This is a genomic window from Rahnella inusitata, from assembly GCF_018288855.1.
Taxonomy (GTDB): domain Bacteria; phylum Pseudomonadota; class Gammaproteobacteria; order Enterobacterales; family Enterobacteriaceae; genus Rahnella; species Rahnella inusitata.
The window spans coordinates 4,195,443-4,209,637 of the sequence record NZ_CP065024.1; the positions used below are offsets into that span (position 1 = coordinate 4,195,443).

The window sequence follows — 14,195 nt, forward strand, 5'->3', positions numbered from 1 at the left end:
ATAACTAGTTATCATTACATTCTCTTTAATTTAATGCTATTACTCACTTAGTACGAAGATCATGTTTATAGCGTTCATAAAAGGGTGAAATACGGAGGGATTTTTTACATATGTACTTTCTGTATAAATAAAGCCCCATAATTGAGACCACCATTATTTTAAGTTTGGATTTAAACTTTTTTGTTGTTTTCCAGGATTGAGAGAAATGATGTATTGTTTTATTTTTTCTTTTAAACAATGAAGGGTGTTCAAAAATACATTTATCAAATATCTTAATACTCCCTGGCAGCAACTGCTCCTTACCATTGAGTTTAAACCCGGATACCGAATTCAGGAAATAACGCGTAAACAAATCATTATTCGGTGAAGTCAATGATATTTCTTCTTTCAGATACTTATCCCTGAGATTATGAATAATCGGATTTTCTTTAGAAACACCGATAACTGCCGTTCCCAAATTGCAATCCCACATAAATCCCATAAAAAGATTAAGATTCAATAAATCTTCGAAACCTGCAACAATTTCAATATCGGTATCAAGGTAAATTCCACCATAATTATATAACACGTCCAGCCTGACAAAATCGGATACGTGAGCCCATTTCTTTTGCTTATATGCGTTAAGAAGATAAGTATTGCCTTCAAGCGGATAACTCTCTTCATTCCATTCAATGATTTCATATCCTTCGGGCTTAAGACAATGAAAAGCATCAATATACTTTTGTACAGATTTCGGTTTTTTCGCTCTGCCAAACCAACAGTAATGTATGACCTTGGGGATCACATCGACTCCTTAATGGATATAGGTAAACACCAGTGGTGATTATTTTTACTGCATTTTTACCCTGACTGAATTCACCGCATTAAACTTCCGCATCACACAGAACCTGCTATTAAAAATAACACCTACCAACACTCCGGAAAATGGAGAATAAAATACCGACTCAAAAAGATTGTACGTCACACCACCGGTAAAAATGCAAAAGGCAAATAGATAATAAGCTGTTCTGGCATATTTATCATTAAAACTGGAGAGTAGAAACTTAAATAAGAAAAGGAAAACGAATACAACACTGACTGAACCGCTGATCACATACAGATACACTAATGCATTATCTGCCGGATTATAATTTTGAGGTGAAAAAAATAATGAGGGTGTTCCTATTCCACCTATGCCCTTCCCTATAAGGTAAGCATAATTATCTTTTAATAACCCCATAGCTTTAGGCCAGGTTTCATACATTCTTTGCAAAAACGTATTTGTTTCGTCGTAACGTGTCTGCCCTTGTCCTGGCAACATGTAAAAATATGAAAAAAATACGCTGAATACGATTGATATCCTTGAGAAAGCAATAGCGACGAATGCGGGTAATAACATCACCAATACTAATATTATATAGGTTAAAATAGTGGTCTTGGTCGTTGTAAGATAAATTGGGTATAGGGGGACAAGGGAAATCAATGCGTAACTTATCCATCTTTTTTTACTTCTCAGCTTATACAATAAAAAGAAGAAGCTGATTAACATCAATGTCGCTACATCAAATGATGCTGCGGTGAAACCGGGATTACGTAAAGCCCCCCCCGCTGTCCAGTCTCGCGATACTACCTTAGAATAACTACCAATATCCATAATGCCCCCTAGCCAAGGGGCACCAAAACTGCTCACATACATAACACCAATTACGCTTGTGGCAGCAAAAAAAATAAAATATTTATTTGAAGATTTCAGTAGGCCATCAAATATCGAGCCAGAATACGCCACACTAAACATAAAGGGTATAAATATATACACACCAAATAGTGTCTGAATCAGGCCACTATTAAGCGTCCCCAGCATGATATAAAAGATGAAAAGAAAAGACATAACCATCAGCGATGGTATAACCAGCAGGCTTTTTATCCATTTGTAGATTAATAGCACCAACATAATGAGCACGGCACTGTAATTAACCAATGGAACGACCATACCAATGGGACCAGAAAAGGCTTTGACAAAGATGAAAAAAATGAAAGTCGGAAATGCAAACTTTTCGATATTCATATCATACCCGATGTTATTTCTGTTTTACAAATTAGCTTAATCATTTTTTGTTGAATAAGAGTAATCATAATTTGTATAACCATAGCCGTAATAACTACTGGCTTTTCTAATAACGCTGTTAAGAATGCACCCTTTCACGCGTATACCGCTTTGTTCAAAACGTCTGATACTGACTTCCACTTCTTTGACAGTATTCATTTCGAAACGCGCAACCAACAAGGTGGTACCGACGTAACGTCCGATAATTGCTGCATCTGTCACGGCTAAAATTGGCGGTGTATCTACAATAACAAGATCATAATGTTCAGACGCCCAGGTAATCAGTGTCTCGAAACGCGGATGCATCAGAAGTTCGGCCGGGTTAGGAGGTATTTCCCCCCTTGATATAAAATCAATATTCACGGATGAAACACTTTTGACGGCTTTATCAGGGCTTGTCTTACCTGATAAAATACTTGAAAGCCCCTCATCGATATCTACTTTGAATAATTTGTGGGCATATCCTCTTCGCATATCCGCATCGATAAACAGCACCTTTTTATTGGTTTGCGAAATAACCGCCGCCAGATTGCTGCTGATAAAAGTTTTACCGGCACTCTGGCTGGGGCCGGAAATCATCAGCACATTGTTCTTGGCTTCCATCATCGCGAAATGCAGGCTGGTTCGCAGACTACGAATCGCTTCAATCGCCAGATCTGCTGAGTTTTCGACCGCCAGAAAATTAGTGGGCGATGTTTTTCTTTTTGCCTTTAATGACCGTTTTCTGTCTGACTTACTATTTCTGCTCAACCATTCGGAAAGCGGGATACTGGCGTAAACGTTGATCCCTTTCTCTTCCAATTGCTCAGGTGAATCAATGCCTTTACGCAGGAATACGCGTAGAAGCACCAATGCCACTGAAATCAGAGCACCCAGTATTAGGCCAATTAACACGATCAGCACTTTTTTCGGCTTAACGGCTTTAGGCTCAGTCACGGCCGTGTCGATGATCCGTACATTACCGATTGCACTGGATTTGGCGATACTCAGCTCCTGCTGGCGGTTAAGCAATTGCATGTAGATGGCACGGTTGGACTCTGCATCACGACTGAGTCTGGCGACTTCCTGCTGGGTCGCGGGCATGGCGGAAACACTTTTGTTCAGACGATCCCGTTCTTTGAGTAAGGTCTGGCGCTTTTCTAATAGTGCTTTGTAGGTAGGATGATCTTTAGTGTAGAGCTGTGAAATCTCTGCTTCGCGGAATGTCAGCTCATTCAACTGGCTCTCAACATTCACTATCTGGTCGAGTATTGATTTCGCCTCAAGTGAAAGATCGACAGAATCTTTCTGCCGACGGTAAGTATTCAGGGCATCTTCAGACGTGTTCAGATCCGTACGAACCTGTGGTAATTGCTGGTCAAGAAAATCGAGACTCTTGGCGTCCTGTGCGGCCTGACGGGCGATATTTTGATCGAGATAGTTCTGGCTGATATTGTTGAGAATGGCTGAAATCAGTTCCTGATTATCGCCGTTCAGCGAGAGGTTCAGGATGCCGGTGTCTTTTCCCTGGTCAGTGACGCTGAAGGCATCAAGCAAATCGTTTATCGCCCGTAATCTGCTCAGGTAATAGACGTTGAAACGGCTGCCCGCCGGAGCCTGGATATCATTGACCAGCAATGAAATCCCTTTCTCATTAAGCAGACTGCCGACCACGCCTTTGCTCTCGATATTATCGCCTTCGACCCGATAATTATTTTTATCTATAACCGTAATCATTAATTTAGGGATATCGCCGCCGCCCGAAGGCACATACAAACGACTGATCGACAGCTTACCCGGTACGTCACCGGTTAATCTTGCCCATCCCCGGCCCAGAAGAGGAAAGTATTTCTGTCTCACCACGGCCTGTAAGTTCAGGTCATCTACTGTTTTCCCGAGGATCATTCGCGACTGCAATAAGGCGATTTCTGGCGCTGACTGGGGCTGAGCGTCAGGTAATACCTGGCTCAGGCTTTCGAGGATCGCATTACCCTGTTTCTGCTCCACCTGAATCAGAGCATCAGCCTGATAAACCGGTGTGGCCAAGAGAACATAAACAATGGCCAGCACGGTGATCACCGAGGTGATGGCAATAATTAATTTACGGTGGTCGATAAGTTCGCCAATTAGACGACTTAAATCTATTTCATCGGAATCGAGTGAAGCGAGCGTTTTGGATATGACTGGAGACATGCGTTGATTTCCCTGATGGAGTTATCCGTTCAGTTTTTGTAACCAGGACTGACAGGCCTGGTCGATTAGCCGGTAAACAGATTCAAAGGCTTCCTGACTTTTTCGGTAAGGGTCGGGGATCTCCCTCTGTCCGAGCCAGTGCCCCAGCAGCATAATCTTGCCGCGCGCCTCGGGTGAGATACGGCTGATTTGCTCCTGATGAGATTTCTCCATCACCAGGATCAGGTCGTACTGGCGCCCAAGGGCAGACGTGAACTGGGTGGCGTGGTGATTTTCAAGTGCTAACAGGTGCTTTTTGGCGACCTGTATCGCTCCGGGGTCAGCCGGGTTACTCACCAGCGCCGCCATGCCAGCCGAGTCTATTCTCTTGTCGGGTAACACCTGCCTCAGCAGCCTCTCAGCTATAGGCGAACGGCAGATATTCCCGGTGCAGACCACCAAAATGGAATCAAACATTATGGATTCCACTGCCGCACGAAACGACCGGCCTCTATCATGTCGTGCACTCCCGTAATGGTGGGGACAATCTGCGAAATGACGCGGTTCCAGCGCACGACAGGCGCAGTGGTGACGTAGACAATATCGTAGGGCTGTAGCTGGAACTCGGTACTCATCACCATCGATGCGGCATCTTTGGCGTTCAGCTGGTAGATGTTGGCGATCTTGCCCTGATTGCTGCCTTTCAGCGGCCTGATAACAAAGATCCCCGAGGCATCGGCCATGCTCTGCGAAATACCGTCTGAACTGCCCAGTGCTTCCGCCAGCGTCATCCCGCTGCGATCCATTTTGAGCGTGCTTTGTTTGACGACTTCACCCATCACAAACACTTTCAGGTCATCATTGCGCGGCACAAACAGGATATCGCCGGGGTACAGCAAACGGTTCTGCGTCAGGTCGCCTTTTTGCATCAGCGCATGCAGTGAGATCTGTGTGTCTTTGCCGTTGTGATTAAGCACCACGTTGCGCCAGTCAGCGTCCGGCGCTAATCCGCCCGCCGCATTTATCGCGTCAATGACGGTAAGGGGGATATTGGTGATGGGCTGTTGCCCTGACTTCAACACTTCGCCGGTGGTATAAATTTTCTGTGAGCGGAAAGCTGCGATACTGACGTCCACCTGAGGACTTTCAATATAGGTCGCAAGACGGCTGCTGATATCCTCGCGGATCTGGCTGACCGTTTTTCCGGTGACTTTCAGTTTGCCGATGTAAGGATAGAAAATCGTCCCATCGGCATTGACCCAGTTTCCGGTATCGCTGGCGCTGCGGTATTGCCCCGCCGGTGTCGTCAGCTCTGGGTGATCCCAGACCGTTACCATCAGGACATCGCCTACACCCACGTGATACTGATAACTTTTAAGCAGTTGATCTAATTGCGGGTTAGGACGCGCCATTACCGAATCCGGACGCAACCCGTCGACCAGTCGTGGCGTTAACGGATAAACATTCACCAGTTTATCAATATCAAAATGACTGTCTGGTTGTTCGATAACCTGCTTGTTCTGAGTTTGTAAACTTTGTCCGGGTATCACGGTGCAACCGCTTAATACAACGGACGTAAATGTCACCAACGAAATATTAAAAAAGCTATTTTTCATTATCTCACATCATCTGCTGTTCAGTTTTAATATCTGCCTTCCAGAGTAATTCCGTATTCCCTTCCGGCAGTCGCAATTTTCCATTCCTGTGTGAAGATATTAAAAAACATCAACTACTCTCATGCGAAAGCCAGAGTCTTTGCGGGCATGGGAATATAAAAATCAAGCTAATAAATGATGACTTTCTCATTATGGCAATACGTTAATACGCACCCTCTTTTTTCAGTACTACGCCGACCGTTTTAAATAAGATGGCAATATCGTTCCACATGGACCAGTTTTTGACATACCAGGCATCAAGATAAACGCGGGTGGAATAATCCACTTCACTGCGTCCGCTCACCTGCCACAATCCGGTCATGCCCGGTTTACTCAGCAGGTAATATTCGACCTCGTCGTCATAACGCCCGAGTTCTGCGGTTATGATCGGTCGCGGCCCCACCAGGCTCATCTCACCTTTCAGCACATTAAATAATTGCGGCAATTCATCCAGACTGGTTTTTCGCAGAAAATGACCAATCGACGTAATACGCGGATCATTTTTCAATTTGAAAGTAATATCCCATTCCCTTCGGGCTTCAGGGTCATTGGCTAACAATTCTTCGAGCACTTCCTTAGAATTAATCACCATCGAGCGGAACTTCAGACACTTAAACGGCTTTCCCGACTGACCAATACGTTCGTGTCCATAGATAGCCGGGCCACCGTCTTTGCGTACTTTACGGGTAATATAAATCAGCAGCGGGGATAACAAGATGATAATAGAAAGCGAGGTGACGATATCGAACAGGCGTTTCGTCACACGCGATGATAATTTCGCCAGATTTTGATGCACGCGAAATATCATCACTTCCTTACTGAAAATAAATGACATATCGGTGTTATCCAGCGGCATACCGCGCAGGGTTGGAATGACCGAAACCGAGCTGTACCCGTGGATCATAAATACCCGCAGCCACGCATTGCGGATCCCGCTCTGATGGGATTCAACCGCCACAATGAATTGCGTCTTTTTACCGACGTTAGCCCGTACCCAGTGTTCATCAGACGGCATGATGCTGACGCCTTCAATCGTATCGCCCGGTTTGTCTCCCGCTTCGCTGGAAATAAACTGAGTGACGCGTAACCCCAGGTTTCTGTCACTTTTAATAGCGCCGTAGGCTTCGCGGGCATTGTTACCGCTGCCGATGATGATGGCGTCACGCTGCCAGAATCCGAAAGCATGCAGCGCCTGCTTGGTCAGCATTCTCGCCAGAGGCACCAGGATCAGGACCAGCATCCAGGTCAGTACCCAGAGGTAGCGGGAGAAATACCATTTTGCAAATGCAATGACGGCAATTTCGACCAGTGCAAAAATCAGCAATGTGCGCAGTATCTCTTTGAGCTCGAACCAGAAGGTTTTGCGGTAGTAATAATGACGCAACCGCAGGTGGAACCACGCCACGCAGCAAAAGGCGAGGAGGCCGTGCAGTACGATCCAACCCGACGTTTGTGCATCCGGAATGCGTTGTTCAAAGTGCGTCATCACGCTGCTGAGTATTCCTTTTGCCAGATAAAGCGAAAGGGTAAAACTGAGGAAATCGGACAGGGCGAGAAATAAGCTGGCGTAAATATTCCTGGTGAGAAATTTCATATACCCCCCACAATGAGTAATCATTATCGCCTCTTCAGAAAATAGAAAAAACGATGATATGGTGATAAATAAGATGCTGATAAACCGGGCATCAGCATGGCTTTTTCTGATTTTTGTAATTATTTGGTTTTTTCAAATTCAGCTAATTTTGGCTACGCTACCGCCCCTGGTTTACGGCCACCAATTTGCCAAAAAATGAATACAATAATCCGGACAACAGAATCCCCTCACCGAATATTTCTGGTGATAATTCTTTATAACTAAAAACTTGTAAAATTAATGACAGTCAACTCAATCAGAAAAAAGACCGAATAAGTTCTTCCTGATTATAAGGCGTCCACAACTGGCCTTGCATCGCCTGAATATTACTGCCTTTTAAATACTCAATATGACGGGCACTTTCGATACCGCCAATAATGACGCCATGGCTGTACGGTAAAAGATGCTCAATTATTTTGCGAAACGAGATGGTTCCCTGGTGTTGCCAAAAAAACTGCTTACTTATTTTTATATGTTCAAACTTTTCATTCATAACAAGAGCAAGACTGGTACTGCCTTCGCCAAAACTGTCTAGCCATAGAGGGCAGTCCCTGGACAGAGCGTGAAGAACCGGACGTGCTTCTCCTGTGCTGAACTCTGGAAAGTACTCGCTGACGGCAAGTCTGATATAACTGTGCTGCTGCAAGACTTTACGCATAGCGGCGTTATTCACAATATGACAGGCTATCTCGTAGTCGATACGTATTGAAAGCAGGAAGCCGTTATTAATAAAAACGTCTGCATTAATGCTGGCCAGGGTGACCTGATCGAAAAAGTCTTTTATTTTCTCTTTGGCCGGTTCGTCACTTCTGTGCAAAGGCGACTCTAAAGAGTATTCATTATTTTTTGATTTTTTCACCAGCTCAAAACCCAGTATCCCGCCCGAGACTGTCACTATGGGTTCAAAGAGATATCTGGAATCACTTCTTTTAACCGTACGCATCCCTTACCCCATGGCTAAAATAATCAAAAAGAGTTCATCGAAAAAAGTGGGTCAAAAACCAGCAATGCTTGCCTGGTGTATTGAATTTCAATTAGACAATTCTGTTTCCCACAGCATGCTTGTGTAAAAAGAACAAAGCAGAGCTGCTACTGGCGTCAACACCAATCTTTCTTAAAGAATTACACTTATGCACACTGATGGTCTTCACACTCAGCTTTAAAATATTAGAGATGCTGGTGACAGAAAGACCGGACATCATCATCACTAAAACCTTTTCCTCCATCTTGGTAATTTTATAATCAACAGATTCCTTGTTATCGGTCATGTTCTGAAGCTGTATGAATTGCTGTACTGCACTGACTATTTCAGACAACCCTTTCTTCTTTTTGAGAAACTTGAACTGTTTCTTTAGCAGAAGTCCCAGCATCAACATATCGACTTCGGAAGAAACTATCAGTATTCGCTCGGGATCAAGTATGTTGATATTTTCGTTCAGAAACTCGTAACACTTATGAAAACCGCCTCCAGAGGGATCAATAATCAGATAATCTTTGGTAAACAAACTCACCCTATCGTCACGGTCATAGAAAATGACACCGTTAACGTAAGGTAGCTTCTTGGAGATTATTTCTTTTAACGCCAGTTTAGTGAACTGGCACTCACTCCAGATTATTACCCGAGGCATTGGGCCGCCTAATAGTGTGGTTTTTAAAAACGCTCAGACCCTTCTCTAAAAAAGCGGGAAGAATAGAGCACTTTCAGAACGAGATAAAAAACATAACTATTAACACCGCTTACTTCATATTTATTCCTTACCAGTTACTGTACGTAGAGTAATCCGCAGCCAAAACTCTTCAAATCGTTTATCTCGCTCACTATTACGCCAAACAATAGGTTTCACCGATCGATTTACACTTTCTTATCGCTATTAGCCCACCAAACACTAGGCGTTGTCTTACTAATAATTCGTATTCTCAGTCAATATGTGAGCTATGTAACGCTTTTACCCATAATATTCATTGAAATCTAAGACCTTTCTTAATCGTAATTCTGATCGTTGACATAATTTTATTAACACGTGTATTGATCTGTATTTTTTGATTAAGGCAGGATATTGCGCTTTTTTAGAGGGAATTTTAGCTTTAGTTTTTTATCAAAAATAACACTAATTTTTCGATTTTGGGTAACATTCTGAAAACCTCATGGAAGCTAAAAATTAATTAGCATTTCCAGGAGGGTTATGCACATTCAAACCCCTATTAAAAAATAAGATGCTTTATAAGAGCATTCTTAATTAATGAAATTCGTGTGATTTAGGTAATGATTTCAAACGGCCAATGGCAATTAAAGGCGGGATTAGAGAGTAATATATTAAGAGCATTCTTACCCTATAAAGCGATTTAATTAAGAATCCTCTCAACATTTTAGTGATTAAAAAGTCTTACAGAAAAATAGTTTCTGGACGTGAAACATGCTCAGGAATAGTTGCCCGGTAAGAATCGGGTAGTGAATGGCTGGCTGCTGCTGTTTTCCCGCACGTGCTAATACAACAAATGCCCGTACTTTTAATTCCATTCCCCTGCGTTTAAAAGCATTGGGTTAACCTTCAGGCATCGCTCTGAGTAATGCGCGTCAGGTGAATCACCAGATACAGCAACTCATCGTTAGACATCTCCATTTCCGGCAGGTTTTTTAGTTGCCCACTACAATCTGGAATTGGCCTGCGCGTTCAACCACGCTTATCACGCCCGGCAATGCGTCAGTTTACTGACGTTCTGCCTGCCGCCGACGTGCGTTAAAATTTCACTGCCCAGCTGTGTGTAATCCATATGTTTTCCCCGGTGAAAAAAGACAAAAAAAAAGACCAAAATGAAAATGCACCTCCCCTAAGGAGAAGTGCATTCTTATTTTGGTCTTGCCTGCCTGAGCAGTGACACGCCTCAATAAAAATGCGTTGGCAACCGGCCTTAACCCGTTGCGTGGTGGAGTATCGCCATACCGCTATCCGGTCAGCAACCGCATAAATGACTTTTTGGGAGGAATATCACGAACTCTTTAAAACAGATCTCTTAACTCTGCTCCGACACCAGCACCGCCATAGTGTCCGGTTCCAGCGCGCGGAAGATATGTTCCACGTCTGCCGGATAGGAAATATAGTCACCCGCGTTCAGCTCAACCGGCGATTCGACCAGCCCGACCAGCGCGCGGCCCTGGGTGATAATGATGTGCTCGACCGACCCCTGCGAATGCGGGCTGGAGACGCGATCAGCGCCCGGCTGGGTAGTCAGCAGATAAATGTCCCGACGTGCGCCCGGCGGACAGGTGGCAAGCAGCACTGCTTTGTAATCTGCCAGTTCCGCGACCACCGCCGGGCCCTCGCCGCGGCGGATCACCTGCATTTTATTTTGCTCAGGCTCCATCAGCCGGGCGAAAGGAATATCCAGCGCGACGCAAAGCGCCCATAACGTTTCTAAACTCGGGTTGCCATTGCCCGCCTCCAGCTGCGACAGCGTGGATTTCGCTATCCCTGCCCGACGGGCTACTTCCGCCAGTGACAGTCCGGTCCGCTGACGTTCGCGCACCAGACCTTTTGAAATAACGCTGATAGGTTGTGACATTGCAGTCCCTTTTTATCTATAACGAACGATCGTTCGACTTGAAGAACAATTCAGATGCGTTCATTATAATGATTATTCGTTCGTTATGGGATTAAATTATGCGTCAGAAACTCTTTTCTCCGCTCGGAAATGATGTGGTGAAAGCCATCTTTCTGGTCTGTCTGGCCGACGGTCTGGTCGGTATCTCTTATGGTTCTCTGGCGGTTGCCGGGGGCTTCCCGCTGTGGGTGCCTCTCACGCTCTCTTTGCTGGTCCTCGCCGGTGCCTCGGAGTTTTTGTTTATCGCCATTGTCGGTGGAGGCGGCAGCCCGTTCGCAGCGGCGGCTGCCGGATTGCTGGTGAATGCGCGACATTTGCCTTTTGGCATTGCGGTGAAAGATCTGGTCGGCCAAAAGCCCCTGAGCTGGCTCGGCTGCCATATCATGAATGATGAAAGTGTGGTGTTCGGGATTTCCCAGCCTACGCATGAAAAGTGCAAAACGGCGTACTGGCTGTGTGGTGTGGGTATCGCGCTGTTCTGGCCGGTCAGTGTCATCGCAGGCGCGTTTATCGGGCAATTTATTCCTGATATTAAAGCCATCGGGCTGGACGCGGTTTTCCCCGCCATTCTGCTGGCGCTGATTTTCCCGGCGCTTAAAAATCGCAGAACGCTGATCCCGGCTACGACCGGTGCGCTTATCTCGGTAGCGGCGGTGCCGTTCGTTCCCGCCGGTATGCCGGTGCTGTTTTCACTGCTGGGATTACTGACCTGGAGAAATAGAAAATGACGCAGCAAACGCTCTGGGTTGCCGGTATTGCCGTGCTGGCCGCTGGCACTTTCCTGATGCGCGTGGCCGGTTACCGTCTGGGCTCGCGCCTGAATTTATCCCCTGCGACGCAGACGATGCTATCAGATTCAGCCACGACGTTATTACTGGCGGTGGCCGCCACAACCGCACTGTTTGAAGGTGCGCAGTTTGCCGGACTCGCCCGCGTGACCGGCGTCGGCGTAGCGCTGTTTTTAGCATGGCGCAAGGCGCCGCTTATCGTGATAATTATCGCTGCAGCGGTGGTGACGGCGGTCATGCGATTGGCGGGAATTGCGTAACGTGTGAAAAAAAATGGCTCCCTGCGGAGCCATTTTTACGTTATTGAGAATCAGCCTTACGCCACATCTTCATACTGCGGTACAGGATTGCGGAAACTTTTGGTGACGCAGGCCAGATAGATAAAACCCACCGCGCCCCAGATAAGCCCCAGGATCATCGAGCTTTCTTCCAGATTTACCCACAATGCGCCCACCGTCAGCGCGCCGCACATCGGCAGGAACAGATACTGGAAGTGATCCATAAAGGTCTTGTTGCGCTTCTCACGGATCCAGAACTGCGAAATCACCGACAGGTTAACGAAGGTAAACGCCACCAGTGCACCGAAGTTAATCAGCGCCGTTGCCGTGACCAGATCAAAGTTAATCGCCATCAGCGCAACCGCGCCGACCAGAATCACGTTAAAGGACGGCGTACGCCATTTCGGATGAATATAGCCGAAGAAGCGTTTCGGGAAGACGCCGTCGCGGCCCATGACGTACATCAGACGGGAAACGCCCGCGTGTGCCGCCATGCCGGAGGCCAGAACGGTGATGCTGGAGAAAACCAGCGCGCCGAATTGGAACGCCCTGCCCGCGACCTGCAACATGATCTCCGGCTGTGACGCGTCCGGATCTTTAAAGCTGGAGATGTCCGGGAAATAAAGTTGCAGGAAATAGGTCGCGGTGATGAAAATCGCGCCGCCAATTAACGCCGTCAGGAAAATCGCCCGTGGAATAACCCGCCCGGCGTCTTTGGTTTCTTCCGAAAGATTGCTGATACCGTCAAAACCGGTGAATGAAAAACACAAAATCGTCGCGCCGGTAATCAACGGCACGGTATGCGTATTCTCACCCCAGAACGGTTGGGTGCTGGTCAGCGTGCCATAACCGGTGCCGTGATTAACGCCGTAAATCACCATGCCGGTGATGACCGTTATCAGGATAATCTGCAACACCACGACCAACGTATTAATGTTGGCAACGGTTTTGATACTGCGCAGATTCGACAGGGTCATAAAGCCGACCAGCACCACGACAAATATCCACGACGGCACCGAAGGCACCAGTGCTTCAAAATAGATTTTTGCCAGCAGGATGTTGATCATCGGCGCAAATAAATAGTCGAGCAAAGACGACCAGCCGACCATAAATCCGACCACCGGATGAATAGATTTTTGTGCGTAGGTATAGGCCGATCCCGCCGAAGGATAGCGACGCACCAGCTTGCCGTAGCTCAGCGCAGTAAACAGCACGGCAATCAGGGCGAAAGCATAAGCCGTCGGCACATGGCCGTCGGTCAAACCAGAGACAATACCGAACGTATCGAACAGGGTCATAGGTTGCATATAGGCCAGGCCTATCATCACAACCGGAACCAGCGTAAGTGTTTTACGCAGCTCCACGCGGGAAGTGCTACCTGAGATGACGTTATCTGACATGATTTTTAATTCCCATGACGGAGAACGCCACATAAAGAGAGTGATGCACCATTTATGTTTCCTTGCGACATGACTGTCGGTATTTGAAAGTAAGTATCTATCCGGTACGAAGCCCGGCCTCTGGTTTTTGAATGTATTCTTGTAAGAAGAATGTGTTCTTGAATGACGTCTAAACGGGTTATCCCCGTTTTGCGGGGCGCATATTTTGCCCTATTAATGACCGAAATGACAAGCCGTAGAAGGCCAAACGCAGGCAATAAATAAAATACGCAGCCAAATCTGGCACGTATTGCCAAACCCGGTTCTCTGAGGGTTTATTAAATGTATTTGGGATGTAAAACAAAAGGGACTGGCGGGTTATTAGTTTTATAAAGCGGCGACAATGGCGATCAAAAAATAACGATTAAGCCTGTTAATTAACATGTCCGCCTCACAAAAAATTCCGCCAGCACGTGACCGGACAGGCATGGGCAAAATCTTAAAATTCTGGTTCGTGTGCTCTTTTGCACGTTCAGAGTTTACAAAAACCGGTCATGTAGCAAGAATGAAAAGGATGAGATCGAAAATGAGAAATATCTGCTTTCCCGCCGCAATCAATTCAGGGGTG

General features: G+C 46.1%; 12 protein-coding genes and 1 pseudogene. 2 read left to right on the forward strand and 11 right to left on the reverse strand.

Annotated features, from left to right (window positions below):
• Positions 1–43 precede the first annotated feature (43 nt).
• From I2123_RS19685 to I2123_RS19730, 10 genes and pseudogenes are all read right to left on the reverse strand, one after another.
• Positions 44–784 carry a glycosyltransferase family 32 protein gene (locus I2123_RS19685; RefSeq protein WP_213051323.1) on the reverse strand — a complete coding sequence of 247 codons (741 nt, stop codon included), beginning with the start codon at positions 782–784 and terminating at the stop codon, positions 44–46.
• A 45-nt stretch (positions 785–829) separates the two neighbouring features.
• Positions 830–2,044, reverse strand: coding sequence for a hypothetical protein (locus I2123_RS19690; RefSeq protein ID WP_213051324.1), 1,215 nt, complete (start codon positions 2,042–2,044; stop codon positions 830–832).
• 36 nt (positions 2,045–2,080) lie between these two features.
• Positions 2,081–4,255 (reverse strand): polysaccharide biosynthesis tyrosine autokinase, encoded by a 2,175-nt coding sequence (locus I2123_RS19695; protein ID WP_213051325.1) that lies wholly within the window; start codon positions 4,253–4,255, stop codon positions 2,081–2,083.
• 21 nt (positions 4,256–4,276) lie between these two features.
• Entirely contained in the window at positions 4,277–4,711 is a 435-nt protein-coding gene (locus tag I2123_RS19700) for a low molecular weight protein-tyrosine-phosphatase (RefSeq protein WP_274611814.1), read from the reverse strand.
• Entirely contained in the window at positions 4,711–5,850 is a 1,140-nt protein-coding gene (locus tag I2123_RS19705) for a polysaccharide export protein (protein ID WP_213051327.1), read from the reverse strand. The genes I2123_RS19700 and I2123_RS19705 overlap by 1 nt, the downstream gene beginning before the upstream one ends.
• A 202-nt stretch (positions 5,851–6,052) precedes the next feature.
• Positions 6,053–7,483: an undecaprenyl-phosphate galactose phosphotransferase WbaP gene (gene wbaP / locus I2123_RS19710; RefSeq protein ID WP_213051328.1), complete on the reverse strand. Its 1,431-nt coding sequence runs from the start codon at positions 7,481–7,483 to the stop codon at positions 6,053–6,055.
• A 295-nt stretch (positions 7,484–7,778) separates the two neighbouring features.
• Positions 7,779–8,465: an EAL domain-containing protein gene (locus tag I2123_RS19715; protein WP_213051329.1), complete on the reverse strand. Its 687-nt coding sequence runs from the start codon at positions 8,463–8,465 to the stop codon at positions 7,779–7,781.
• A gap of 91 nt (positions 8,466–8,556) precedes the next feature.
• The gene (locus tag I2123_RS19720) at positions 8,557–9,150 is read right to left on the reverse strand and encodes a helix-turn-helix domain-containing protein (protein WP_213051330.1); all 594 of its coding nucleotides are present in this window, start codon (positions 9,148–9,150) and stop codon (positions 8,557–8,559) included.
• A gap of 921 nt (positions 9,151–10,071) precedes the next feature.
• Positions 10,072–10,161, reverse strand: a pseudogene (locus tag I2123_RS25745) (antitermination protein BlgG); the annotation flags it as partial.
• A 373-nt stretch (positions 10,162–10,534) separates the two neighbouring features.
• The gene (locus tag I2123_RS19730; protein WP_213051331.1) at positions 10,535–11,083 is read right to left on the reverse strand and encodes a helix-turn-helix domain-containing protein; all 549 of its coding nucleotides are present in this window, start codon (positions 11,081–11,083) and stop codon (positions 10,535–10,537) included.
• A gap of 98 nt (positions 11,084–11,181) precedes the next feature.
• Here I2123_RS19730 and I2123_RS19735 point away from each other — a divergent pair, with 98 nt between their 5' ends.
• Together I2123_RS19735 and I2123_RS19740 are read left to right on the forward strand one after the other, a co-directional pair.
• A complete protein-coding gene (locus I2123_RS19735; RefSeq protein ID WP_213051332.1) occupies positions 11,182–11,850 on the forward strand; it encodes an AzlC family ABC transporter permease in 669 nt (222 codons plus the stop codon).
• Positions 11,847–12,170, forward strand: coding sequence for an AzlD domain-containing protein (locus I2123_RS19740; RefSeq protein ID WP_213051333.1), 324 nt, complete (start codon positions 11,847–11,849; stop codon positions 12,168–12,170). The genes I2123_RS19735 and I2123_RS19740 overlap by 4 nt, the downstream gene beginning before the upstream one ends.
• Before the next feature lie 56 nt (positions 12,171–12,226).
• On the opposite strand, the gene I2123_RS19745 is transcribed toward I2123_RS19740, so the two are convergent.
• Entirely contained in the window at positions 12,227–13,588 is a 1,362-nt protein-coding gene (locus I2123_RS19745) for an APC family permease (protein WP_112164325.1), read from the reverse strand.
• Positions 13,589–14,195: the final 607 nt, after the last annotated feature.

Bases quoted from the DNA above. Each gene is read 5' to 3' on its own strand.
- I2123_RS19730 (WP_213051331.1), bottom strand. From the start codon at position 11,083: ATGTCACAACCTATCAGCGTTATTTCAAAAGGTCTGGTGCGCGAACGT.
- I2123_RS19740 (WP_213051333.1), top strand. From the start codon at position 11,847: ATGACGCAGCAAACGCTCTGGGTTGCCGGTATTGCCGTGCTGGCCGCT.
- I2123_RS19735 (WP_213051332.1), top strand. From the start codon at position 11,182: ATGCGTCAGAAACTCTTTTCTCCGCTCGGAAATGATGTGGTGAAAGCC.
- I2123_RS19715 (WP_213051329.1), bottom strand. From the start codon at position 8,465: ATGCGTACGGTTAAAAGAAGTGATTCCAGATATCTCTTTGAACCCATA.
- I2123_RS19695 (WP_213051325.1), bottom strand. From the start codon at position 4,255: ATGTCTCCAGTCATATCCAAAACGCTCGCTTCACTCGATTCCGATGAA.
- I2123_RS19690 (WP_213051324.1), bottom strand. From the start codon at position 2,044: ATGAATATCGAAAAGTTTGCATTTCCGACTTTCATTTTTTTCATCTTT.
- I2123_RS19745 (WP_112164325.1), bottom strand. From the start codon at position 13,588: ATGTCAGATAACGTCATCTCAGGTAGCACTTCCCGCGTGGAGCTGCGT.
- I2123_RS19720 (WP_213051330.1), bottom strand. From the start codon at position 9,150: ATGCCTCGGGTAATAATCTGGAGTGAGTGCCAGTTCACTAAACTGGCG.
- I2123_RS19700 (WP_274611814.1), bottom strand. From the start codon at position 4,711: ATGTTTGATTCCATTTTGGTGGTCTGCACCGGGAATATCTGCCGTTCG.
- wbaP (WP_213051328.1), bottom strand. From the start codon at position 7,483: ATGAAATTTCTCACCAGGAATATTTACGCCAGCTTATTTCTCGCCCTG.
- I2123_RS19705 (WP_213051327.1), bottom strand. From the start codon at position 5,850: ATGAAAAATAGCTTTTTTAATATTTCGTTGGTGACATTTACGTCCGTT.